Annotated in this window: 22 protein-coding genes and 1 tRNA gene; 15 read left to right on the top strand and 8 right to left on the bottom strand. The window is 42.2% G+C overall.

Annotated elements, in window-relative coordinates; all coding sequences use genetic code 11:
• Positions 1-24 precede the first annotated feature (24 nt).
• The 4 genes from APA_RS24260 to APA_RS24245 all read left to right on the top strand — a co-directional run bounded on the left by APA_RS24260 (position 25) and on the right by APA_RS24245 (position 3,262).
• Positions 25-969: a pentapeptide repeat-containing protein gene (locus APA_RS24260; RefSeq protein ID WP_201324789.1), complete on the top strand. Its 945-nt coding sequence runs from the start codon at positions 25-27 to the stop codon at positions 967-969.
• 47 nt (positions 970-1,016) lie between these two features.
• Entirely contained in the window at positions 1,017-1,700 is a 684-nt protein-coding gene (rnc, locus tag APA_RS24255) for a ribonuclease III (RefSeq protein WP_201324788.1), read from the top strand.
• 84 nt (positions 1,701-1,784) lie between these two features.
• On the top strand, positions 1,785-2,330 hold the full coding sequence (rimM, locus tag APA_RS24250) for a ribosome maturation factor RimM (protein WP_201324787.1): 546 nt from the start codon (positions 1,785-1,787) through the stop codon (positions 2,328-2,330).
• Between the two features lie 140 nt (positions 2,331-2,470).
• Entirely contained in the window at positions 2,471-3,262 is a 792-nt protein-coding gene (locus tag APA_RS24245) for an IS5 family transposase (RefSeq protein WP_201324786.1), read from the top strand.
• 7 nt (positions 3,263-3,269) lie between these two features.
• On the opposite strand, the gene mfd is transcribed toward APA_RS24245, so the two are convergent.
• Positions 3,270-6,716 carry a transcription-repair coupling factor gene (mfd, locus tag APA_RS24240; protein ID WP_201324785.1) on the bottom strand — a complete coding sequence of 1,149 codons (3,447 nt, stop codon included), beginning with the start codon at positions 6,714-6,716 and terminating at the stop codon, positions 3,270-3,272.
• 238 nt (positions 6,717-6,954) lie between these two features.
• Between mfd and APA_RS24235 the strand changes: the two genes are divergently transcribed.
• From APA_RS24235 to APA_RS24195, 9 genes are all read left to right on the top strand, one after another.
• Complete coding sequence (locus APA_RS24235; protein WP_201324784.1) at positions 6,955-7,764, top strand: bifunctional 2-polyprenyl-6-hydroxyphenol methylase/3-demethylubiquinol 3-O-methyltransferase UbiG; 810 nt, start codon at positions 6,955-6,957, stop codon at positions 7,762-7,764.
• Between the two features lie 79 nt (positions 7,765-7,843).
• A complete protein-coding gene (locus APA_RS24230; RefSeq protein ID WP_201324783.1) occupies positions 7,844-8,947 on the top strand; it encodes a glycosyltransferase family 1 protein in 1,104 nt (367 codons plus the stop codon).
• Positions 8,948-8,994: 47 nt separating this feature from the next.
• A complete protein-coding gene (locus APA_RS24225; RefSeq protein WP_201324782.1) occupies positions 8,995-9,753 on the top strand; it encodes an FkbM family methyltransferase in 759 nt (252 codons plus the stop codon).
• Positions 9,743-11,017 (top strand): glycosyltransferase family 4 protein, encoded by a 1,275-nt coding sequence (locus APA_RS24220; protein WP_201324781.1) that lies wholly within the window; start codon positions 9,743-9,745, stop codon positions 11,015-11,017. The genes APA_RS24225 and APA_RS24220 overlap by 11 nt, the downstream gene beginning before the upstream one ends.
• Before the next feature lie 9 nt (positions 11,018-11,026).
• A complete protein-coding gene (locus APA_RS24215; protein ID WP_201324780.1) occupies positions 11,027-12,046 on the top strand; it encodes a glycosyltransferase family 4 protein in 1,020 nt (339 codons plus the stop codon).
• A 22-nt stretch (positions 12,047-12,068) separates the two neighbouring features.
• The gene (locus tag APA_RS24210; protein WP_201324779.1) at positions 12,069-13,415 is read left to right on the top strand and encodes a hypothetical protein; all 1,347 of its coding nucleotides are present in this window, start codon (positions 12,069-12,071) and stop codon (positions 13,413-13,415) included.
• Between the two features lie 134 nt (positions 13,416-13,549).
• Positions 13,550-14,821: a glycosyltransferase family 4 protein gene (locus APA_RS24205; protein WP_201324778.1), complete on the top strand. Its 1,272-nt coding sequence runs from the start codon at positions 13,550-13,552 to the stop codon at positions 14,819-14,821.
• 4 nt (positions 14,822-14,825) lie between these two features.
• Complete coding sequence (locus tag APA_RS24200; protein ID WP_201324777.1) at positions 14,826-15,797, top strand: GDP-mannose 4,6-dehydratase; 972 nt, start codon at positions 14,826-14,828, stop codon at positions 15,795-15,797.
• 99 nt (positions 15,798-15,896) lie between these two features.
• Positions 15,897-17,036, top strand: coding sequence for a glycosyltransferase family 4 protein (locus APA_RS24195; RefSeq protein ID WP_201324776.1), 1,140 nt, complete (start codon positions 15,897-15,899; stop codon positions 17,034-17,036).
• A 263-nt stretch (positions 17,037-17,299) separates the two neighbouring features.
• On the opposite strand, the gene ispG is transcribed toward APA_RS24195, so the two are convergent.
• The 4 genes from ispG to APA_RS24175 all read right to left on the bottom strand — a co-directional run bounded on the left by ispG (position 17,300) and on the right by APA_RS24175 (position 20,820).
• Complete coding sequence (ispG, locus tag APA_RS24190) at positions 17,300-18,556, bottom strand: (E)-4-hydroxy-3-methylbut-2-enyl-diphosphate synthase (RefSeq protein ID WP_201324775.1); 1,257 nt, start codon at positions 18,554-18,556, stop codon at positions 17,300-17,302.
• A gap of 491 nt (positions 18,557-19,047) precedes the next feature.
• Positions 19,048-19,392, bottom strand: a complete 345-nt coding sequence (gene psb28, locus APA_RS24185) for a photosystem II reaction center protein Psb28 (RefSeq protein WP_201324774.1) — start codon at positions 19,390-19,392, stop codon at positions 19,048-19,050.
• A gap of 130 nt (positions 19,393-19,522) precedes the next feature.
• Positions 19,523-20,395 carry a formyltetrahydrofolate deformylase gene (gene purU / locus APA_RS24180; RefSeq protein WP_201324773.1) on the bottom strand — a complete coding sequence of 291 codons (873 nt, stop codon included), beginning with the start codon at positions 20,393-20,395 and terminating at the stop codon, positions 19,523-19,525.
• A gap of 62 nt (positions 20,396-20,457) precedes the next feature.
• Entirely contained in the window at positions 20,458-20,820 is a 363-nt protein-coding gene (locus APA_RS24175; protein WP_201324772.1) for an MGMT family protein, read from the bottom strand.
• 90 nt (positions 20,821-20,910) lie between these two features.
• Between APA_RS24175 and APA_RS24170 the strand changes: the two genes are divergently transcribed.
• The gene (locus APA_RS24170; protein WP_236580044.1) at positions 20,911-21,261 is read left to right on the top strand and encodes an NIL domain-containing protein; all 351 of its coding nucleotides are present in this window, start codon (positions 20,911-20,913) and stop codon (positions 21,259-21,261) included.
• Between the two features lie 301 nt (positions 21,262-21,562).
• On the opposite strand, the gene APA_RS24165 is transcribed toward APA_RS24170, so the two are convergent.
• A complete protein-coding gene (locus APA_RS24165) occupies positions 21,563-22,204 on the bottom strand; it encodes a peroxiredoxin (RefSeq protein ID WP_201324771.1) in 642 nt (213 codons plus the stop codon).
• Positions 22,205-22,441: 237 nt separating this feature from the next.
• Here APA_RS24165 and APA_RS24160 point away from each other — a divergent pair.
• Positions 22,442-22,523: transfer RNA gene (locus APA_RS24160), tRNA-Leu, on the top strand.
• Positions 22,524-22,559: 36 nt separating this feature from the next.
• On the opposite strand, the gene APA_RS24155 is transcribed toward APA_RS24160, so the two are convergent.
• Positions 22,560-23,237, bottom strand: a complete 678-nt coding sequence (locus APA_RS24155; protein WP_201324770.1) for an SAM-dependent methyltransferase — start codon at positions 23,235-23,237, stop codon at positions 22,560-22,562.
• Between the two features lie 107 nt (positions 23,238-23,344).
• Entirely contained in the window at positions 23,345-25,216 is a 1,872-nt protein-coding gene (gene ftsH / locus APA_RS24150; RefSeq protein ID WP_201324769.1) for an ATP-dependent zinc metalloprotease FtsH, read from the bottom strand.
• Positions 25,217-25,527 lie beyond the last annotated feature (311 nt).

The raw sequence follows: 25,527 nt of genomic DNA, 5'->3' as shown, positions 1-25,527 counted from the left end.
TTTTGATATAAGCATATTATTTTTATGTTGAATCACATTGCTAAGAAACGCAATTTGATAGAACGTTATTCCCAAGGAGAGAGAAACTTTGAGGGATGGGATTTGAAGGGTGTAGATTTGAGTAAAGTAGATCTCAGTAATGCGATCTTACGCAACACAAATCTAGCTTTTGCAAATTTATGGGAGGCAACTCTCTGTAACACCGATCTATCAGGCGCAAATTTATCCGATGCCGACCTATGTGGGGCCTCATTGTTAGACTCAAATCTTAGTAATGCCATTATCACCCGTTCTAACTTCAGTTATGCGGGATTGAGTGGCGTGCAGTTTCAAAATGTAGAGCTTAATACTGCGAACTTTCGGCTGGCAATTCTAAATTGTACAAATTTACGGGGAATGGATTTTAAAGGTTCAAATTTACAAAAGGCTTATTTACTAGAAGCTAATCTTGCTAATACAGATTTGAGTCATGCTAATTTGAACCATGCTTTTTTGTTTCGGGCCAATTTGAGTCGATCTAATTTACAAAATGCCGATCTCAGCGAAGCCGATCTCAGTGAAGCAAGTTTACATGGCGCAAATTTAAAGGGGGCGAATTTGAGTGAAGCGGATTTACGTGAGGCAGATCTCGATCGCATAGATTTCAGTGAGATTAATCTCCGCTTAGCAAATCTAAGCGGACTCAACTTGAGCAATGTCAATTTTATCGGCAGCAATTTAAGCAAAGCCATCTTGCACAATGCTATTTTGCACGGTGCTTGTTTTAACGGTGCAAATCTATGGAATGCGGATCTAACTAATGCCGATTTGACTCGAGCCGATTTGACTGGAGCTGATTTACGCGGCGTAAACTTTGATGGTGCTAATTTAAAATATGCGATGTTAGATGTGGGATGGATGAATGAGGCAAGGATTTGCCAGACGATATTGCCTGATGGCAGTATTTCCCATCGAAGTTGTCTCTCGTGAGATATAGCGACGTTTCGCGCCGCGCAACAAGCGTTATATTAGTCAAAATGAAAGACTTGTTTATTTTTAAGGATGAAAAATTATGGCGTATGGCGTTGACCCATCGCTCTTATGTTCATGAAAACCCTTGTGCAGGGGAAGATAATGAGCGCTTAGAATTTTTAGGCGATGCGATTTTAAACTTTTTGAGTGGTTCCTATCTCTATCGGCAACATGCTGATCTGGGTGAAGATGAACTTACTCGCCGTCGAGCAGCTCTAGTCGATGAAAAACAATTGGCAAATTTTGCGATCGCCTTAGAACTAGATACCCAAATCCTACTAGGCAAAGGCGCGTTACGCGATGGCGGTAATAAAAGTGACAATCTTTTAAGCTGCGTATTTGAGGCGATGATTGGCGCTTTTTATCTAGATTGTAATTGTGATGTGGAGGCGGTGCGCCCTGCGGTGGAGGCGCTGTTTGACTCAGTCCCACCAGAATTAGTAAATACTCGCGCCGATCTTGATGCTAAGAATCGGTTACAGGAATGGGTGCAGTCTTATATTGGACATATCTTGCCAAGATATGTCACTGAAAAAGTAGGCGGAACCGATCATACGCCCGAATTTGCGTCTAAAGTATATGTTGGCGATCGCCTATATGGTCAGAGTATGCGAAATTTTTCTAGCAAAAAAGAAGCAGAACGAGCAGCCGCGCTAGACGCATTAGAACAAATAGAAAGAATGTTATAAGTTTACACACTCAAAAAACCCAGAGCTTATACCTCCCGCATAGCGGGAGGTATAAGCTCTGGGTTTATCTCAAGGATAAAATATATGACAGATGATTGGTTAATGATTGGCAAAATTGTTTCACCGCAAGGGCTGAAAGGCGAGGTGAGAATATTGTCTTATTCGGATTTTCCTGAACGCTTTGAGACTGCTGGCAAACGTTGGATAGCGGCTTCGGAGAAAGATGAGCCACAGGAGATCATGATGCTATCGGGGCGAGAAATTGCAGGCAAAAAGAATCTATTTGTGGTGCGCCTTGAAGGGATTAATGACTGCGATCGCGCTGAATCGCTTCGTAATTACGTGATGTTTATCCCCACAAGCGATCGCCCCTATTTAGATCATAACGAGTATATGATCGCCGATTTGGTGGGTTGCAATGTTTTTCATCAACCAACTGGCAAGCTTTTGGGTGAAGTGATCGGTATCATCGCCGCAGGAAATGATCTATTAGAAGTTCGCAATCTCGAAAACAATGAAATAGAACTTATTCCTTTTGTCGAAGCGATCGCGCCTTTTGTAGATATCAATCAAAAAAGAATTGAAGTAGTCCCCCCACGCGGACTCATCGATAAATGGCTAGAAGCATAAAGAGTTGCGGCGCAAAGCGCCGCAACTCTTTATGCTTAAATTCTCTGGCTATAGCCAGAGAACTTAGAAAGCATTTAAGAAAGCAAGGGCGCACCAAAAAAGGTATAAATACTGATGAAGTCTAGTATCAGCCTATCAAGATGCGCCAACTCTATAATACCGATTTATCAAGCAAAGAGTGGGAAATAATTGCTGCAATGATGCCCAAACCATCAAAATTGGGGAGACCACCAAAAGCAGATTTTCGGGAAGTGCTGAATGGAATTTTCTACATAACTAAGAACGGTTGTACATGGGAAAATCTGCCGCATGATTTTCCACCATATTCGACAGTCTACTTCTACTTCCAAAGGTGGACAAAAACAGGAGTTATAGCTCAAATCAATCGCCAGATTAGCGAACAAGTACGCTTAGCGGATGGTCGAGAAGCAACACCTAGTCTATTAAGCCTCGACAGTCAAAGTGTTAAAACAATGGACAGTGCAGGTAGTCGAGGTATTGATGGTGGTAAAAAGGTCAAAGGTCGTAAGCGGTTCATCATGGTTGATATATTGGGTTTAGTGTTCGGGGCAATGGTATGCTCAGCAAATATTGGTGAGAGAGCAGGGGCGATGCGACTATTAGAAAGCCTGAAATATCCACTGAGCCGATTACAAAAAATATTAGTTGACAAGGGATTCTCTGGTGAGGACATAACCCAGTGGGTTAAAGACAACTTTGATTGCATTTGGGAAGTAAGCACAAGGGCTGAAGAGCAGAAAGGTTTTGTTGTGGAATCAAAGCGTTGGGTAGTGGAGAGAACCTTTGCTTGGATAGGTAAATATCGCAGACTGAGCAAGGATTATGAATTTTATGAGAACACCTCAGAATCGTTTATTTATCTAGCTTTGATCCGCAAAACGCTTAGAAATCTTACTGCTGTCAATTCTTAAATGCTTTCTAAGCTTCGGCTTTAGCAAGATGCATTTTATCTAGCCACTCAATCAGGCTATCAAGCTGTTTATCATGGGATAGGGAGCCTAGCCCTCTCACGGTGACATTACCCTGACTATAAACAAATCTTGACTGTAAATGGCTCGGTAAATGCTGATGTAGTAATTTCCATGCTGGTTCTTCCATCTTAGACTCTAGGACTACATGTTGTTTGCCTTCAGGCTTGATCCGAGAGAAGCCAATCCGCTTAGCGATTAATTTCAATTCCATTACTTTGAGAAGTTGCATAGCAGGAGCAGGGACATTTCCATAGCAATCTTGCCAATCTTCGATAATTTGCGCAAGTTCGCGGCGCGAAGTCACCGAGGAAACGGCTCGATATGCACTCATCTTGCAATCGCCATCGGGAATATACTCGGCAGGGATAAAGGCGGTAATCGGCAGATCGATCTGCGTATCATCGACTTCAGGAATCTCGGAGCCGCGTATTTCCGCGATCGCTTCTTGCAGCATCTCCATATAAAGATCGAATCCAATCGTGTTGATTTGTCCAGATTGTTCTGAGCCGAGCAGATTACCCACGCCACGAATTTCCATGTCGCGCATTGCTAATTGATAGCCTGAACCTAGATGCGTAAATTCTTGGATCGCCTTGAGGCGTTTACGAGCAACATCGGTTAGTTCACCCTTTTCTTGATAAAACAACCATGCATGGGCCTGAATGCCAGCCCGACCAACGCGACCGCGTAATTGATACAGTTGAGCAAGTCCAAATCTTTGGGCATCTTCGATAATGATCGTGTTCACACGCGGAATATCCAACCCTGACTCAATAATTGTGGTGCAAATCATCATGTCTGCCTCACCACTATTGAAGCTGAGCATGGTTGCTTCTAGTTCAGATTCGGGCATCTGTCCATGGGCGATCGCCATCCGTACCGATGGCAACATTTCATGAACTCGCGCCGAAACCTCCTCAATATCATCAATGCGCGACACCACATAAAAAATCTGTCCGCCGCGATCGAGTTCTTGACGGATGGCAGCTCGCACTAGTTCAAGGTTATAGCGGGAGAGATGGGTCATAATTGAGCGCCTTGATGGTGGCGGAGTGGTAATCAGACTCATTTCACGCACCCCAGACATCGCCATATATAAGGTTCTGGGAATGGGCGTAGCTGAGAGGGTGAGTACATCAACTTCCGTTTTCATGGTTTTGATTTTCTCTTTTTGGGCAACTCCGAAGCGCTGCTCTTCATCAATTACCAATAGCCCCAAATCTTTAAATTCTACATCTTTAGATAAGAGCTGATGTGTGCCCACGACAATATCCAGTTCACCAGTTTTCAGTTTACGACAGATTTCTTTTTTCTCAGATGTAGTGCGGAAACGATTGAGAAGAGCAATATTAACTGGATAGGCGGCATAGCGTTCTTGTAAACTATGATAATGCTGCTGCGCGAGAATTGTCGTCGGTACGAGTAAGGCGGCTTGTTTACCAGTTGTCACGGCTTTAAAAATTGTGCGAATCGCAACTTCAGTTTTCCCAAATCCCACATCACCGCACACGAGCCGATCCATTGGACGACAACTTTCCATGTCTTGTTTGACATCTTGAGTTGCTTTAAGTTGATCGGGTGTCGCCTGATAGGGAAAAGAATCTTCCATCTCCTGCTGCCAAGGGTTATCGGGCGGGAAAGCATATCCAAGCTGTTGCGATCGCTTCGCGTAAAGTTCTAACAAATCAAAAGCAATCTTTTTAATCGCTTTCTTAGCTTTAGCAGTTGTGTTTGTCCATGTTTTGCCCGTCATCTTATGCAATTCTGGTCTGCCCTCGTTCATGCCCCGATAACGTGACAGAATCGACATCTGATCGACAACTACACGCAACAATCCATCAGCATATTTCAGGACTAAATATTCACGGGTTTCATTATTTAAAGTCAACTTCTCTAATTTGATGAATTGACCCACACCATGATTTTTATGGACGACGTAATCACCTGCGGAGAGTTTATTTAAATCAACCTGTTTAGAAACTGCGCGTCTACGTTTACGAACATAGTTGGGAGTGCCAAGGGCGTGCTGTCCAAAAAATTCGCGATCGCTGATCACCACAATTCTATAAGTAGGCAGCACAAAACCTTGGATTTCAGCAATACCTGAATATTTCAAAGCAACGGCGATGCGCAGGTTATGAGTTTTCTCGATTGCAGGATAATCACGGACATTGGGAATAAATTGGGCTTGACAATCATGCTCCTGTAGCAGGGCAACTGTGCGGGAAGGTTGTGCGGAAATAAGAATGATTTTATATTTCTGTTCGCGATAGTCACGGATTGTTTGGGCAAGCTTCCCAAACTGATGGGGAATTGCAGGAATTGAGCGGCTGGACATATTCACGCCGTGATTCTCTTCGGCTAGTTCAAATAATTCGAGACGATCAAATTTTTGGATTTGTTCTAGACATTCTGCAAAGGAGCGATGAAGTTTGCCCTCTTCGCTTTCTCCCCTCGCCCTCTGGGAGAGGGGCTGGGGGTGAGGGCAGAGCTCTTCGGCAGATTCGTACCAGCGATCGCAATGTGCTTGACATTGATCGGTTTCATCAATTACCACGAAACATTGCTCTGATTTAGGCAAATAGTCCAAGAGAGAAGCCGTAGAACTAGGATGAACTGCAAACCCTTGCGTACTGAATTCATCATCCAGATCGAGATCGTTTTGCGGCAGTTTACCGAGAATATGACCATAGCTAATTGGGGCTAGTAAAACCGAAGAAATGCTATCAAGTGGTCTTTGAGTAGAAGGCTCGAATTCGCGAATACGTTCTATTTCATCGCCAAGCCAGTCAATCCGCACAGGCATTTCGCTAGAAACAGGGAAAATATCAATAATGTCGCCACGCCTTCCCCAATGTCCTTCTGTTTCCACCGTTGACGTATATTCGTAACCCATCAAAGTCAATTTCTCTGCGATATCCTTTAGCTTTATCTCTGACCCAACTTCCAAGGATAGACAATATTCTTTAAATTCTTCAGGACTTGGTAAATGTGGCTGGAGGGCGCGATCGGTTGCCACGATCGCTACTTTTTTCTTGTCGCCTTCTTGCTCATCCCACTTTGTCAAGTCCGCCAAAACCTGCATCTGTCCCCAAATAATTTCTGATTCTGGTGTATAGGGTTCGTAGGGCAATACGTCAGAAGTGGGATAAAAATGCACGGTCTGCCAACCCATTGTTTCTAGTTGCACCGACCAGCGTCCTGCTTCTTCAAGAGTAGCGGCGATGACTAGCATCAGTCTTTCTTGCTTTTGGCTTAGGGTAGAGCTAACTATCCCTTTACCCACACGCGATAAGCCCGAAAGAATGAGTTGATGCGATCGCGCCAATTTACTCTCTAGTTCATCAGTGAGAGGTGATCGGATTAACGAACGAATTACAGAGGAAAATGGCATGGTCTAGATCATGAAATAAGCGAATTTATAAATGCGATCGGTGGCACTTATCACTAAGTCTAGCAACAAGTAGGGTGGGATAGGCTCAATCAATAGCAAAGTAAAAATCAAGTGGCTAGGATATGCGGCGCTTTGCGCCGCATATCCTAGCCCTAAAATCCTGCTATCTTGATTACTGTCCAGTAGAGTATATTAAGGAAATTCGTTAGATTTAACTAAGTTTATTCATATAAAAGTAATGAGGCAGCCTACTTTTCAGGACAATTGGCTTCCAAGCTGGAAGTCCAGCTACCCCTACGATCTACTAGAAATCTATGGAGCTTCTGATACTCTTGGCTATGCTTACGCTTATAACAATCGCAGAAAACATACATTAGAATTGATTCAAAAAGTTGCCAAGCCTGGAGCTAAGATTCTGGATGTAGCAGCAGCGCAGGGAAACTTTACGCTGTTATTAGCAGAACTAGGCTATGACGTTACTTGGAATGACTTACGCGAAGATTTAATTGATTACGTTAAACTAAAATGGGAATCAGGGCTTGTTCATTATGCGCCAGGAAATATTTTTGATTTAAATTATGATGGTCAATTTGATGTGGTCTTAATTACTGAAGTGATTGAACATGTGGCTCATCCTGATGATTTCTTGAAAAGTATTGCTAAAATGCTTAAACCCAATGGACATATTGTATTAAGCACTCCCAATGGTGGATATTTCAAAAATAATTTACCTAGATTTTCTGATTGCTCTGATCCGAGTCAGTATGAACCAATCCAATTTCAGCCTAACTCAGATGGACATATTTTCCTGCTCCATTTGGATGAGATCGAAAGGCTAGTCCATCAAGCAGGATTAGTTATTGAAGAGATTCGGCTAGTCACGAATCCATTAACTAATGGTCATATAAAACTGCATCATTTATTAAAGATATTACCCAAATCTTGGGTTAAAAATTTTGAGGAATTTACCTGTTCTATGCCTTTAGCATTGAAACGAAAACTGCACACAACTACTGCGGCTCTATTAAATCATCCAATTCAGCAGTAAAATAAGGAACCAATTTTTTTGTGGCACGGCAAAGCCGTGCCACAAAAAAATTGGTTCCTTATTAAATTATAGAAACCTTATGAGTGATTTATCTACTGTAATCTCTATAGTTCCTAGACTTCCAAATGCAATTGATGGCGTTGGTGATTATGCTTTAAATTTAGCTCGTCAGCTTCGTCAGGATTTTAATATTCAAACGCAATTTATTGTTGGCAATCCTGAATGGCATGGAGAATTAGAAATCGAAGGATTTTCAGTTAATCAAGTTATAGATAGCAACTCTGCCCAACTTGCAGCTCTATTAGAAGGCGATCGCACTTCGCCAGTTCTATTACATTACGTGGGTTATGGCTATGCCAAACGCGGCTGCCCGATCTGGTTAGTTGATGGGATACAGCGTTGGAAAAATTTATATCCACAGAGATCGCTTGTCACCATGTTCCATGAACTTTATGCATCATCATATTTACCTTGGCAGAGTTCTTTCTGGCTGTCACCTTTACAAAAAAATCTAGCAACAAGATTAGCAAAATTAAGCGATCGCAGCATTACCAACACGCAAAGTTATGCAGAAACCTTATGTAAGCTATTACCAAATCAAAGGTTTGAAAGCATTTCTCTACCAGTATTCTCCAACATAGGCGAATTAAATCATGAGATCCCTTTATCGAAGCGAACTAAAAGATTAGTGACATTCGGACATAAAAATAGTAGGGTGCGAATTTACCAAGAGTATGTAACAGATTTAGAACAAATTTGCCAAGATTTTAATGTTGAAGAAATATGCGATATTGGTAGTCCGACTGGTGTGGCACTACCCAATATTAGGAATGTACCTATTGTGGAAAAAGGCATTATTGAATCTTCACAGATTAGTAAGATATTAAATGACTCTATTATTGGTTTTTTAATCTTTCCTCCGCCTTTACAGCTAGCAAAATCCACTATTTTTGCCGCTTATTGTGCTCATGGGTTAATTCCTTATATGGTTTCTGGTAGTGCAATTACTATAAATAATCTAGAAATGGGCAAGCATTATCTCTCAACTAGCAACCCAAGCTATAAACTGTCTTTAAAAATAGGTCAAGAAATAGCTAATAATGCCTATGACTGGTATCAAACTCATAGTTTGTCAAAACAAGCAAAGATTTTCTCTAAATACTTATTTACGCGATACCAATAAAAACAATATTTTAGAAACTTTAATCACTGCTTTTTAACGGATCTACTATGCCTATTAATTTCTCAGGTATTACTAATCAGAACATTTTAGGTAAAATCTTGCGATCGCCCTTGCGGTTGATTCCTCCAAGAACAGTATTGCCAATTCTGCAAGGAAAGCTTAGAGGAAAGAAGTGGATTGTCGGTTCAGGACAGCATGGCGCTTGGTTAGGAAGCTATGAATATGAAAAACAACTGCTCTTTCAGCAAATAATCCAAGAAGGAAGTGTTGTATATGACTTGGGTTCTAATAGTGGATTCTATACAATCCTAGGATCGGTTTTAGTAGGAAATCTTGGTAAAGTAGTTTCCTTTGAACCGCATCCATGCAATCTAGGCTTTCTCAGAGAGCATTTGCATCTCAATCATGTACAAAATGTAACAGTTATAGATGCTGCTGTTTCCGATTGTAGTGGTTTTATTCAATTTGCTGGCGATGGATTTATTGGACATATTTCGGCTCAAGGGGAACTACAAGTAAAGACTGTTTCCTTAGACGAATTGATTGATACAAACGTAATTCCTCCACCAGATTTTATTAAGATTGATATAGAGGGTGCAGAAATGTTGGCTCTTCGTGGAGCAAAGTCTATGTTAAACAAAGCACACCCCACAATTTTACTAGCGACTCACGGAAGTGAAATCCACAAAGATTGCTGTCAATTTTTGGATTCCCTAGGATACAGCATACAGCCAGTCTATGGAGATAGTATCCAAAAAACCGATGAGATAGTTGCTTATTTCAATGGTAATTACTATGACTGCTAACAAGCATAGAGTTCTAATAGTTGCATCACATCCAGTGCAGTATGCTGTACCAATATTTAGGCTCATGTCAAAGCATCCCAAATTAGACATAAATGTTGCTTATTGTAGTATGCATGGAGTCGCTTCCAGCTTTGATTCTGGATTTGGGGTTGAATTTTCTTGGGATGTTCCTTTACTCGATGGATATCCTTGGGTAGAGGTAAAAAATAACTCTCTGAAACCTCAACTAGGGAAATTCTTCGGATTATTCAATATTGATATATGGAAGATGGTGACTAAAGAAAATTTTGATGCAGTAATTGTTTATACAGGTTATACCTATGCGAGCTTTTGGATTGCTCTATTAGCAGCAAAACTCAAAAGAAAAGTATTTATTTTTAGTACAGACAGTAGCGCCTTGGAACCACGCAATAAGCTGCAGCTAAAAACTTGGCTAAAGAAGATACTGTTACCATTTATATTTAACCTTGCAGATACTGTGATAGTCTCATCAACTCTTGGAAAGCAGATGGTCGCTAGTTTGGGAATTTCAGGAAAGCGAATCACGCTAACACCTTCCTCTGTAGATAATGCTTGGTGGACATCCCAATCTAATCAGGTTGACGTTAAAGTAGTACGTGAAAAATGGAATATTCCAGAGACTGCAACTGTGCTGTTATTTTGTGCCAAGTTGCAACCTTGGAAACGTCCACAAGATGTTTTAAAAGCCTTTATCCAAGCTAATGTTCAGAATAGTTATTTAGTGTTCGTCGGTGATGGAAGTCTTAAGGTGGAGATGGAAGCTGAGGCAAATTCCTTGAAAGTACAGGATCAGGTTAAGTTTTTAGGATTTGTAAATCAATCTCAATTGCCTCTAATATATTGCTCTGCCGACTTATTTATCTTGCCTTCTGAGTATGAGCCTTTTGGAGTAGTTGTTAATGAAGCCATGCTATGTGGTCTTCCTGTGATTGTCAGTGACAAAGTTGGCGCAGGTTATGATCTAGTAAAGCATGATGAAACTGGATTTGTTTATCCTTGTGGAGATATAGATAAATTAACGACTATACTTAACAAAATCCTGCCAAACCGTAAAAAGCTAGACAGTATGGGGCTAGCTGCGCGTGAGCGTATGCGATCGTGGTCTCCAGAAGAGAATATAGAAGCTATTGTTAAAGCGTTGAATACAATCAATAGTCTGAGAGAGCATTCCTCTTTGGGGAATTCTCTCTCAAACAATTTAATCTCACAAATACCCCCTTCAAAAAGAAATAGCGATCGCTGAAGTTTAATCATGAAAATACTGATATATTCACCCTCTTTTTATCCAAATATAGGCGGATTAGAAACGATTATTTCCACATTAGCTCATGAATTTGCAGTTCAGGGACACGAAGTTAAGTTAGTATCCCAAACTCCTGACAAAGACTTACTACACTTCCCATTTGAAGTTATCCGACAGCCCAACAATAGACAATTATTCCAACTTGTTAAATGGTGTGAAGTTTGTTTTCAGGGATGCGTGAGTTTAAAAGGTATTTGGCCGCTTTTTTTGGTGCATCGACCTTTAGTAATCACGCATCAAACTTGGTATCGTCGAAATGACGGTAAAGAGAGTTGGCAAGATCATCTCAAAAAGTTGGTTACTCGCTTTGCAACTAATATCTCAATCAGTCATGCGATCGCAAAAGAATTACCTACAGCATCGACAATCATCCCTAACGCATATCGAGAAGATATTTTCTACGAGATGCCTGACGTTTTTCGCAGCCGAGAGCTTGTATTTTTGGGACGCTTAGTCTCCGACAAAGGCGCTAATTTATTACTGGAAGCATTGGTTCAACTTAAACTCGCAGGACTCTTCCCTAAGTTGACCATCATCGGTAGCGGCGAAGAGGAGACTCGGTTGCGTCAGCAGGTAATAGATAATGAGCTTGAGCAGCAGGTAAATTTTGTTAGTATTAAAGTGGGACAAGACTTAAGCAAATTACTAAATTCTCATCAGATTTTAGTAGTGCCTTCCTTATGGAACGAGCCTTTTGGGATTGTGGCTTTAGAAGGGATCGCTTGTGGTTGCGTAGTTGTTGGCTCGGATGGCGGTGGACTAAAAGATGTGATCGGTTCTTGTGGGGTCACATTCCCGAATGGTAATACCCAAGCACTTACACAAGTTTTGCGAAATCTTTTGCAAAATCCAGAGAAACTAAGCATCTATAGAGCCAAGGCTCCAGAACATTTGTTGCGTCACCAGAAAACTGCGATCGCTAAAGTCTATCTAGAAGTGATAAAAACGGCTGTAGAATCTAGCAAGTAATTTTTTCAAGTTTCGTCATGCCATGGAAATATTAGGTGCGATATTACTAGTTCTAGTAATTATTCTCGGAACATCGCAAAACTGGAAACTCTCGATCAAAACGATTCTAGTGCTTGTCGTTGTCGAGGGTGCATTGCGGCGCTGGGTGTTTCCACAGGCGAGGGACTTAATTTATTTTTTCAAAGATTTCATTTTGATTGGGAGCTATGTTGGCTTTGCCAGCCGACCAAGGCTCTTACTTGATCGATTCTCATGGATCAAAGAGCTAACATTTGTGATTGCAATTCTTTGTATTTTACAAGCTTTCAATCCTAGTTTAGGTTCTCCCATCGTTGGGCTAATCGGCATCCGAGCTTATCTGCTATATATTCCTCTCATATGGGTTATTCCACATTTATTTGAATCGGGAGAAGAATTACGCAACTTCTTGCGCTGGTATTTAATCATACTTATTCCTGTCTGCATCCTAGGGATCTTCCAGTACTATGCTCCACCAGATAGCATCATCAATGTTTACAGTCTCGACGGAACCGCCGCAAATGCTAGTGTAGGTGAGTTTGTACGGATTACTGGTACATTTTCTTATCTTGCAGGACACACTTCGTATTTGGCTTTTTGTTTTTCTTTGTTAGTTGCGTTAATTGCCAGAGAGCAGACACTTAAGTGGCAATTGATTTATGGACTAGAGTTAATACTTGTTGCCGCTAATTCTTTTATGAGTGGTGCAAGACTCATTATTATCTATGAAGGTTTATTCATTACCCTTTATTTGCTATTTCTAGTTTTCGCTAGTTCTAGAAATGCTTTTAGCTCGATCAAGAGATTATCAGTGATTATGGCAATCACTGCGATCGCGACAATAGTTTATTTTCAGCCAGCAATTCAAGCATTTTCAGACCGCGCCGTGGGTTCTGACTCAACCGAACAAAGAATAATTGATTCAATTACTCAGGTTTTTGACTATGGCACAATCAGATTAGATGGCTATGGTACGGGTGCAACCCAGTCTTCTGTCTCGGCTTTAAGGAGCTTGCTTTCACTACCCGCAGGCGAGGCATTGCCAACAAGTGAAGTGGAAACTGGGCGAGTCATGATTGAGATTGGGCTTTTGGGATTTATCCTATGGTATGGCTTGAGAATAGTGATTTTGGTATCACTATTCTCAACATTTTCTAGGCTCCGCAATCCTTTTTACAAAGAACTATGTCTGGCAGTATTTCTATTCCATTTAATTAATATCACTGGTCAATTGATAACTAATCCGACGATGCTAGTGTATTTCTGGTTTTTGAGTGGATTTATCTATTTACTGCCAATACTGGAAGAAAAAGAGATGTTGATGGCTGTTAGTGACAGCGCTGATAAGTAGCTATGCACAATTAAATATAAAACCCAAAAACCTATACCGCCTGCTACGCGGGCGGTATAGGTTTTTGGCTCTGGGTTTTTAATTGTGTCAAGGTTCTTAGCACAGAATAATATCAATCCTTTAATAACAAAGAAATGTCCAAGGTCACTTTAATCCATCCCACGGGTAATCCTAATGCACGCAATGCTGCTTTTGCGATCGCCGAAATTGAGTTGCTTGACTCTGTTGTTACCACATTTTTCTATCAGCCTGAGAGCTTAGTCAAATCTTGGTGGGGGAAAGCAATCAAAACCATCACACCGAAGCTGATAGCCAAGCTGGAAAAAGAGCTAGGGCGCAGATCATGGGTTGTTCCAAAAGATAGCAAAATTTATGGTAATCCTTGGCGAGAAATCTTACGTACTTTTTTGGTTAAAACAAGACTGGGGAAAAGATTAGGTATCGACGATCAATTTTTGATTGACTGGGTGGTTGCCTCTTGCGATCGCTATGTGGCTGATCATTACTTACAGAATCATCACTTACAAAATATAAATGCTATTTATGCCTATGAAGACGTTGCTGCTGACACATTTCTCGCAGCAAAAAAGCAAAATATTTATTGCTTTTATGACCTCCCGATCGCTTTTCATCTCACAAGTCGCCGTATCCAGAACGAAGAAGCCGAGTTATTTCCTGAGTTAGCGGCAACGATGATGGCTGTACAAGAACCTGCGTGGAAAATCGAACGCAAGAACCGTGAAGTGGAACTTGCCGATCATATTTTTGTAGCTTCTTCATTTACTGAGCGATCATTATTAGATATTGGTGTTCCTAGCTCAAAAATAACGGTTATTCCCTATGGCGCACCAATTGAATATTTTCAGCCACGCCCTAAACAGGATCAGCTATTTCGAGTCATGTTTGCTGGACAAGTAGGAACTCGGAAAGGCGTGCATTATTTACTTCAAGCATGGCAAGCGCTTAATTTGCCTGGGTCTGAATTGCTGCTGGTTGGGGTCAATCAAATGCCTATCGATTGGCTGGTCAAATATCGCGATCGCGTGCGGCTGACTGGTTCAGTACCCCATAGCAGCCTAAACGCATATTACAGCAGTGCCAATGTGTTTGTATTCCCATCGTTAGTTGAGGGTTTTGGACTAGTTCTTCTTGAGGCAATGGCTTGTGGGCTTCCGATCATTACAACTCCAAATACAGGAGGTCCCGATATTATCATTGATGGAATTGAGGGCTTTATCATCCCGATTCGAGATGTTGAAGCTCTCAAAGCAAAAATTGCATGGTGCTACAGTCATCCTCAGGAACTAGCTAAAATGGGGAGCGCAGCTCGTAAAAAAGCAGAACAGTGGACATGGGAACGCTATCGCCAAAAACTAGCAACAGTAATTAAGGAAAAACTTGAGTAAACAAATGCCAAAAAAAGCATTAATTTGTGGTATTTCAGGACAAGATGGAGCCTATCTGGCTCAGCTTCTATTGAATCATGGCTATGAAGTATATGGAACTTCCCGTGATGCTCAGATAGCAACTTTAGCTAATTTGCAATATTTAGGAATACGCGATCGCATTAAATCGCTATCGATGTCTCTTACTGATTTTCGCAGTGTACTGCAAGTCTTAAACCAAGTCCAACCAGACGAGGTATACAATTTGGCGGGTCAAAGTTCAGTAAGTTTGTCCTTTGAGCAGCCTGTCGAGACATTAGAAAGTATCGCTACAGGTACGCTCAATTTACTCGAATCAATTCGTTTTATTGGTAAGCCAATCAAGTTTTATAATGCTGGCTCTAGCGAATGTTTTGGCGATACTCGCGGATTATCCGCCGATGAGGAAACCCCATTTCGCCCTCGTAGTCCCTATGCCGTAGCCAAATCTACTGCTTTTTGGCAAGTCGCCAACTATCGTGAAGCATATAAACTATTTGCTTGCTCTGGCATCCTTTTTAACCACGAATCACCCTTACGCCCCGATCGCTTTGTAACCCAAAAAATTATCGCTGCCGCCTGTCGCATTGCCAAAGGTCAAGCCCAAAAACTAGTATTAGGTAACATTGATATTCAACGAGATTGGGGATATGCTCCAGATTATGTAGAAGCTATGTACTTATTGCTCCAACAAGAACAGCCCGATGATTTTGTGATCGCTACAGGAAAGACAATCAGTTTGTCCGATTTTATTGTTGAGGCTTTTGGGCTTTTGGGGCTAAATTGGCAGGAGCATGTAATTTCTGAGCAATCTTTGTATCGCCCAACTGACATTACGATCAGCCGAGCCAATCCTCGCAAAGCTAATCAGCAGTTAGGTTGGTGTGCCACAACAAGCGTCCAGCAAATTGTGCAGATTATGGTTGAAGCAATGCAAAGAAAACTCTCTTCCCAGTAGGTGTGCGGCTCCGCCGCACACCTCTAAACAACATACTCCCTAATTGGTGGTGCGCGGCGAAGCCGCGCCACTAAAAATTTGTTCTTTATTAAATACAAAATGCCTAGAACTCCTAAAATCCATATTTGGCTACCTGATATCTTTCAATTCAAAGGCGGTATACAGGTTTATTCTGCTTTTTTAATTCAGGCGTTAGAGCAAGTTTTACCAAATAGCGATCGCCATGTGTTTCTCAAGAACGATACTCACCAAACGGAAGATATTAAGTTTGACGAACAGACTAAAATTAGCTTTGCGGGGAGATGGAAATCGACCTTTTGGCATACGCCGATCTTTGCTGCTCAAGTATTATTGGCTGCGATTAAAGAACGCCCTGATTTAATTATTTGTGGACATATAAATTTTTCACCACTTGCGGCAAAGATATTTAACCTGTTAAAAATCCCGTATTGGGTAATTGTCTATGGCATCGATGCATGGAGTATTGAAGATAAATCTAAAATAGATGGACTGAAGTCAGCACAAAAGATTGTTTCAATCGGTGAATATACTCGCGATCGCATCGTCCGAGAACAAAATATATCACCTGAGCTTATTCCGCTTCTACCCGTAACTTTTGATGCTCGTCAATTTACGGTCAGACCTAAACCTCAATATCTATTAGACCGTCATCAGTTACATCCTGATCAGCCAATCATTTTAACTGTGACACGATTGGCTAGTGGCGATCGCTACAAAGGCTATGATCAGATCATTCAGGCTCTACCAGCTATTCGCCGTCAGATTCCTAATATTTGCTATCTGTTAGTTGGCAAGGGTGATGATCGCGATCGAATCGAAGCGATGGTTGATGATATGGATGTAAGAGATTGCGTAACCTTTGCTGGCTTTGTCACAGATGAAGAACTAGCAGATTACTACAATCTCTGTGATGTGTTTGCGATGCCTAGCAAGGGAGAGGGCTTTGGGATTGTCTATTTAGAAGCCTTAGCCTGCGGCAAACCGACAATTGGCGGCAATCAAGATGGGGCGATCGATGCTTTGTGCAATGGAGAGTTAGGCGTTTTAGTTAATCCTGACAGCATCGACGAAATAGGAGGGACCATCGTCCAAATTTTGATGAAAAAACATTCCTTATCAATTTTGTATGAACCAGAGCTCCTTAGACAAAAAACGATCGAGAAATACGGCTTTGAGCAGTTTAAACGAAATCTTGCATCTCTTTTCCAGAGCTTGTAAGTACACACAAGTCGCCCTGCACTCAAGTGTGGGCTAAAAGCTAAAGTCATCTGAAGATGATTGAACGAAATCAAACAGTTTCAATACTTATTACCCTCTAAGTAGCTAAGCATATTAAAACCCAAAACCAGAAGTGCGAGTCGCCCGCTACGCCGGCGACTCGCACTTCTGGTTTTGGGTTTTAATATCAACCCGTTTCAACGGGTTTGAGCTTCTAGACCGAACTTGAGTGCAGGGCGATCGCAAATTTGTGCAGACAGGTTTTAAGGCTCAACCCAGCGATCGTCAGATTTAATTAGCGCGATTAACTGCTCTACGCCTTCGGCTTCAGGTACACGCTTGATTTCTTCCTTGCCACGATAGAGCGAGATCGTACCAGGGGTTTTGCCAACATAGCCATAGTCAGCATCTGCCATTTCCCCAGGACCATTGACGATGCAACCCATGACCGCAATGTCCAGACCAACTAAGTGGCTAGTGGCTTCACGGACTTTATGTAAGACTTCTTCGAGATTGAATAGAGTCCTACCACAGGATGGACATGCGACATATTCCACCATGGTTTTGCGGAGTCCGAGAGACTGCAAAATGCTATAGCAAACGGGAATTTCTTTCTCAGGAGCTTCGGTGAGGGAAACGCGGATGGTGTCACCGATACCTTGGGCGAGTAATGTGGCAATGCCTGCGGTGGACTTGATCCGACCATATTCGCCGTCGCCTGCCTCGGTTACACCCAAATGCAATGGATAATCCATACCGAGTTGATCCATGCGCTTAGCCATCAATTGATAGGCAGCGATCATCACAGGTACGCGGGAAGCCTTCATGGAAATAACAATATTTCTAAAGTCAAGATCTTCGCAAATCCGAATGAATTCGATCGCAGATTCGACCATGCCCTGAGGGGTATCACCGTAGGTAAACAACATTCGCTCAGCGAGGGAACCATGATTTACGCCGATTCGCATCGCTTTGCCCTGTTCTTTGAGGGACAAAACTAGGGGCTTGAGGGTGTCTCGGACTTTTTCAGCGATTTCGTCAAATTCTGATTGGGTGTATTCGGTGCGATTTGCCTTGGGCTTCTCGAATACATATAAGCCGGGGTTAATGCGGACTTTGTGGATATGCTTGGCGACTTCGAGGGCAATTTTCATGCCGTTGTGATGAACATCAGCAACCAGAGGCACGTCCATATAAGTACGTTTGAGCTTTTGGCGGATTTCTGAGAGGGCGGCAGCATGAGCCATACTGGGGACAGTGACGCGCATTATTTCGCAGCCAATTTCATGCAAGCGGCGAATTCCTGCCACGGAGCCAGCAATATCGAGGGTGTCTTCATTAATCATCGACTGCACCACCACAGGTGCGCCGCCGCCGATGGTGATATTGCCTACTTGCACAGGTCGAGTTTTGCGTCTGACAATTACACCAAGATTTTCGCTACCATCAATAATGGGTTCAGCTTTGGCGGCTTGTGAGCCATTCTGGGCAATTTTCAGATTCTCAGAAACAGTCGTCATAACACTTTTAGTTACTTTCAGTTATTAGTCTATCTGAAGTGGGGAACAGTTTCACAACTCAAATTTACAATTAAAACTTTGCTAATTTGCACTTAGGGACATGGGCGCAAATAAAATACCAATCAAAAGGTATAACGGTAATATCCTATTTCGGTAGTTTTTTAGAAGGAATCCAGAATGGTTGATGATGCATAATTTAGGTTAATTGGTTCCGTATTTCACTCAGTTAGTTTCTCAATCGATCCTGCGATCGCAACCGTCGTCGTTCTCTACATTCTCAAAGTTGGTATCAACATTTTTTGCGATTACATCGATTCAGAAGTAACCAAAAAGTAAAGTTTAAATACAAAACAAAAAAAGTGTGGTGGCGCTTCGCGCCACCACACTTTTTTTGTTTTGGGCTAAATGAGGGGGAACCTAGAAATCTTGTTCCCTCCAATGGCAAAGGGGAAGGTTAGGGTATATAAATCTTAAATGAGAAATCATCTAATTTAAGAAGGCTTGTTGAGCGTCATGCCATTTGACTCAGCATAACGATTCATAAATCTCAAAAAACGTTGCCAATCGCGATCGCCTTCGATTTTATAAATTGCTTCGATCCCCGCAGGCTTACCATTGATAAATTTGGCGTTGACATTACGTGTCACCATCTCGCCTTCCTCATCAATCATATACATCCCTAAAATCTCATTAGTGGCAGCATTTTCGCCAGTCATACAGTTAGGCACATCGAAGATAAACACAGCAACACTGGTATCTCCATCTTTAGATCGTGTAATCTTTACGTCTGTCGCTTCTTCATCAATGCCGATCGCTAACTGTAGCTTTGCTGTCATTTTGTTAAACCTTAATTTCAAACTTTGAATAAAACTTTTTTAAAAGTACATTTGTATTAACATAACCTAAAATCATTGCCTATGTGGAGCAAATACGTTGCTTCGCCGCATTTGCTCTTTGGTTTTCAGCTTAATCAAATACAACAGTTCTCAGCCCCAAACCTGAGCTTGCCGATTGTCCATAAATTAATACACGGTTTTCTAAATGTTGTCTGACAGCTCTGGCTAGAACAATACGCTCTAGGTCTTTGCCTTTACGGATCAGATCTGTAACCGAATCACGGTGCGAAACCCGAATCACATCCTGCTCGATAATTGGCCCCTCATCAAGTTCATCGGTCACATAATGAGCAGTCGCACCAATAATTTTTACGCCACGCTTATAGGCGCGATGATAAGGATTTGCACCAGCAAAAGCGGGCAAAAATGAATGATGAATATTAATGACCTGAGAAAACTGAGCCAGAAAGTCTGGGCTTAAAACCTGCATATATTTTGCGAGAACCACTAAGTCAATTTGGTACTGCTTTAAAATTGCTAGCTGCCGCTTTTCCTGTTCCAATTTATTGTCAGGCGCGATCGCAATGTGATGGTAATTAATCCCAAAGTTGTGAGCGACTTTTTCTAAATCAGGATGATTGCTAATTACTACAGGGATCACAGCTGATAGTTCATGAGATCGCTGCCGCAAAATCAAGTCATACAGACAATGATCTTGTTTCGAGACAAAAATCGCAATGCGACGTACATAATCAGAAAACTGAATGCTCCATTTGGCTTTAATCTCAGTTGCCAATTTCTCGAAAGTCGGAGCAATTTCTTCCCTTGCGAGATCAAATGTATCTAACTCCCACTCAACCCGCATCAAAAATAGCCCAGCCGTACTATCCGAATGTTGATCAGCATGAAGGATATTGCCATCATGGGAAAACACCCAGTCTGAAATTTTTGCCACTAAGCCTTTTTGGTCAGGACAAGAAACAAGTAGAGTCGCAGTAGTCATAGTGTTCTTCGCCGTTCTTCGGCGCTTTGCGCTTGAGTAAAAATTCAACAGTTTTGTTGAATCTATTGCAAAGAGATAGATTCAACAAAACTGTTGAGGTTTGGTTGCCATAGATATTTTCGCAGATCGATCTTACCTGCATCATTAAAGCTAATTCCTTCATTTTCTAGTAGCGATCGCTGCAAATAGTCTGTACCAAATCGTAAAGGCGAAAGTGAAATTTCACCCTTAGCATTGACCACACGCTGCCAAGGAATATCTGAAGTTTTCATATCAACTCGATAGAGCGCATAGCCAACTAAACGCGCTTTTCCAGCCAAACTTGCCAGTTCCGCAACTTGACCATAGGTCGCAACTTGTCTTTTGGGGATTTGCCGTACAATTTCATAAATACGATCGTAAGTTGTTTGGGTATTACTGCTCATGGCTGTTGACTATAGTGGGAATTTATACGTTTTACAGATTTAGTGACCTGAGTCACTTCCAATTCCGTAAAACTTTAGCTATGATGTTAAATGTCAAATCATCAAGACATTTGCACTGGAGAAACTTCAATGCTAGCGGCGGAATGTATCGATTCCAGAGCACCAATAAATATTGAGGAAAAGCGACGAACGACTACACGCATTGCCATGCGCGTACCGAGAAGCTGTTACGGGGAACCAATTATTTCTCGCCTCTCTTGTGAACATGGATTAACGGTGACCATTATTGCGGCACTTCTTGGCGAAAGTCCAGAAGATGACGGCTGGTTTACCTTGGAGCTAACTGGAACAACACAACAGATTCAAAGCGGAATCATTTATCTAGAAGAGCTAGATTTAGAAATTTGGGATAAAACGGCTGTCGATGACGAAAGCTGGTAAAAAACAAAAAAAAGCTTGCTAAGCAAGCCTTTTTTTGTTTTAGTCAAGAAGCTTAATCTCCTTGATATACCAATTCTCAAAGCGGCAATGCCATTTTAAAAATTCAAACCCCTTACTGGGTTTTAACAGCAATTCTCATTATGAAACCGATTTTGGTATTTCCAGCGCCAAAGGCGCTGGAAATACCAAAATCGGTTTTTTGAAAGTCCTCCTACGGCGGACTTTCAAAAAACCGATCTTTATAATGAGAATTGCTGGGGTTTTAAAGCAAAAAATGGCGTAGCCATGTTTTGTTTTGGTATTACTTGTTTGGCTGAGGAGTCATACGCAAGTATGGCTTGATCGGATTGAAGCCTTTAGGGAATTTGGTCTTAGCTTCTTCGTTGGAAACTGAAGGCACGATTACACAATCATCGCCATCTTTCCAGTTAGCAGGTGTAGCGACGCTGTAATTGTCGGTAAGTTGTAGCGAGTCAATCACGCGCAAGATCTCGTCAAAGTTACGACCTGTGCTAGCAGGATAGGTCAAGCTGAGGCGAAGTTTCTTGTTGGAGTCAATGATAAACACCGATCGCACGGTTAAGGTATTACCTGTTGCCGAGTTGGGGTGAATCATGTCATAAAGTTCGGAAACTTTTTTGTCTTCATCAGCAAGAATCGGGTAATTGAGGGTAGCATTTTGAGTTTCTTCGATATCGCCAACCCAACCTTTGTGGGATTCAACGCCATCGACGCTCAAGGCGATCGCCTTAATATTGCGCTTATCGAATTCTGGCTTGAGCTTAGCAACAGTGCCTAGCTCGGTGGTGCAAACAGGGGTGAAATCTTTGGGGTGAGAAAATAGAATCGCCCATTTATCGCCGATCCACTCATGGAAGTTAATTACGCCGTCAGTGGAGTCTTGAGTAAAATCGGGTACGGTATCGCCTAAACGCAGTGTCATAGTTTTAATTTGCTGTTTGAGTTCAGTCTTCTTTGTTACAAACCTAAGATACAAGAATACAGGAAAAATCGCTAGCCCCATAGGGCGGTATTCCCATTGCTTTACTGTAGATTATGACATTATCAAATAGAAAGTTGGGAAAAGTTAACTAGAGTTAACGATTGACATTATGCAATTTTTACCGCAGACTTAATAACTGCCAGTTAGAAACCAATTAATCTAGCTAACATCCAAATTGCGGAACTGGCGGAATTGGTAGACGCGCATGTTTCAGGTACATGTGTTGAAAGACTTGGGGGTTCAAGTCCCCCGTTCCGCATTAATCAATAAAAAAGGCTCGCCATGCGAGCCTTTTTTATTGCCGAAATACGATCGCTTGATTACCACCTTTTTGTAATTCGTAGGGAACTTGGATAATTTCCGAGCTAATTCCTTCTTTGGCTAATGTGCTAGATATTTCATCAATGTAGGGCGATCGCGCTTGGGCAAGAGTTAATAGTGGAAATATTCTCACTTCTTCAGCAATGCGGGCTAGCTCACGGATTGAGTCTAAATGGAACTCAAAACTGAGATGCTCAGAATAGAGAAATAGAAAATGCGAACATAGAGCAAGCTGAAATTGCTTATCTTGAAAATCTAGTTTGGGTAATTCAGCGTTAAGGTATCTACCTGCGATTTTGCCGCGATCGTAGTCTTCAAGAAATAGAGAAATCGCTTTTTCGCGATTGGTGCGTAAATCTTCTGGGGATTTGTGGTAGCTCCAGATCCAATTATTCGGTGTATTGCGAACCTGTTCGATAATGCTATCAACACAAGCATCAAAGCGACTCTTGATTTCTGCGCCCGTAAATTGATAAATCGGATCGATGGAAATGACGGTCAAACCTGCGGCGTTCATTTCGGCATTAAAGCTTGCTGGCCCATCACCAATGCCAATGATCGATTTAGTGCGATCGCTCTCTGACAGTGCAAACATCAATTCATATTCTTTTTGCGATCGGCCAAACGGGACAATGCTATCTAAAATCATCATAAATTTGTGGTACTTTGCGCTCTCATAAAAAACAATTAAAAAAGCCTTGCTAAGCAAGGCTTTTTTTGTTACCACAGAATAAGAAGGCGCTTTGCGCCGTCTTATTCTTAAAGTGCTGCCGCTAACTTCAAGTCGCTAGTTTCAAGAATCTGCTGAAGCTCTTCAGCATCAACGGTTTCGCGTTCAATCAAATCATGGGCAATCTTATCGAGAACATGACGGTTATCAATCAGAAGTTGCTTGGCGCGACGGTAAGCATCAGCTACCAAAATGCCAACTTCTTCATCAATAGTTGCGGCGGTTTCTTCGGAGAAGTCACGCTCAGCAGCAATGTCACGACCGAGGAACATATTGCCATTGGAACGACCTAAAGCAACTGGGCCAAGCTTCTCGCTCATCCCAAAACGCATTACCATTTGACGAGCAGTCGAAGCAACTTGTTGAAGATCGCTAGATGCACCAGTAGTAACTTCCTCATCACCAAAGACAATTTCTTCAGCGATACGACCACCGAGGGCAACAGCCATCTGGTTTTGCAAATAGGCGCGGCTTTGCATTCTCTCTTCAGTCGGCAAGAACCATGTCAAACCACCAGCACGACCACGAGGAATGATTGTGACTTTTTGGATAGCATCATAGTCGGGCATCAAAGCACCAACTAGAGCATGACCAGCTTCATGATAGGCAACTAATTCTTTGCGCTTTTCGCTCATGACGCGATCTTTCTTCTCTGGCCCCACCAAGACGCGATCTACTGCATCGTTGATTTCATCCATCGAGATTTCGGTCAGGTTGCGACGAGCAGCGAGAATAGCAGCTTCGTTCAACAGGTTAGAAAGGTCAGCACCAGTGAAACCTGGGGTGCGACGGGCAATCTTTTCAAGATCGACATCCTTCGATAAGGTCTTGCCGCGTGCATGGACTCCGAGAATTTCCAAACGACCTGCGAAGTCAGGACGATCAACCACAACTTGGCGATCGAAACGACCTGGACGTAATAACGCCGCATCAAGGACATCAGGACGGTTAGTTGCCGCGACGATGATGATGCCTGTGTTACCTTCAAAACCATCCATTTCCGTGAGCAATTGGTTCAGGGTTTGCTCACGCTCATCATTACCACCGCCTAGCCCAGCGCCACGCTGACGACCGACTGCATCAATTTCATCGATGAAGACAATACAAGGGGCATTAGCTTTAGCTTGCTCGAACAGGTCACGTACACGAGATGCACCAACACCTACAAACATCTCGACAAATTCAGAACCAGAGATGCTAAAGAATGGTACGCCAGCTTCACCTGCAACCGCGCGGGCTAGCAATGTTTTACCAGTACCAGGGGGACCAACTAGCAATACGCCTTTAGGAATTTTTGCGCCGACTGCAGTGAAGCGATCGGGATTTTTGAGGAAGTCTACGACTTCAGTAAGTTCAAATTTGGCTTGCTCGATACCAGCAACATCGGCGAATGTAACTTGGGTTTGAGGCTCCATTTGCACACGAGCGCGGGACTTACCAAAGTTCATGGCTTGGTTGCCAGGTCCAGATTGAGCGCGACGTAGTAGGAAAAACAAACCGACTAATAGCAAAATTGGCAAAATCAAGCTGCTCAAGGTTTGCACTAAAGCGCCATCAGTTCGACGGGGGGCAACATCTAGTTCAATGTTGTTTTCTCTAACAGCTTTAGTGAAATCAGGATCATTAGGTAGATTTACACGAACTTTTTTCTTGCCCTCTGGTCCACCAGGGACAGTTACTTCCGCAAAAGAGCGATCGGGGCTAAGGGTGATTCTGGAGACACCTGCGGGTTTCTTTCTAACTTCTTCGAGTAGCTTGCTATAGCGCCATTCACCTTGGGTGGCTGGCTGACTATCGAGGAGTGTTGTTCCTAAGGTAATAACGACAATGCCTAGCAGTGCGTATAGACCAAAATTTTTCCACTTTTTATTATTATTGTCGTTTTTATTATTGCTTTTCACTACTACTGCTCCATCAATAGAGGTGTTCTTAGACGATTTTGCCAAGAACGGATGATTTAATTAATTAATCTTAACGCAAGCGGTCTAGGATCTGTCCAAGTCATTTCAGAATCCCTCTTTGGATCGATAATAAGTACTTGTGCAGAATTAATTTCACATAGATGGCTCAGAAGACTTGGAATTGCTTTCCATCGAATTAGTAAGTGTATAAATAATTTCGCCTATGTACTTATGGCGATCGCATCGCAACATTACAGCTCTTCGGGCAAGCGAAGAAAAGTACCATTCCAGATTTTAGAGAATTGGTGGGG

It is taken from the genome of Pseudanabaena sp. lw0831 (assembly GCF_016584665.1).
Classification (GTDB): domain Bacteria; phylum Cyanobacteriota; class Cyanobacteriia; order Pseudanabaenales; family Pseudanabaenaceae; genus Pseudanabaena.
The sequence above is the reverse complement of the archived record's forward strand: the minus strand, read 5'-3'. Positions and strand labels throughout refer to the sequence as shown.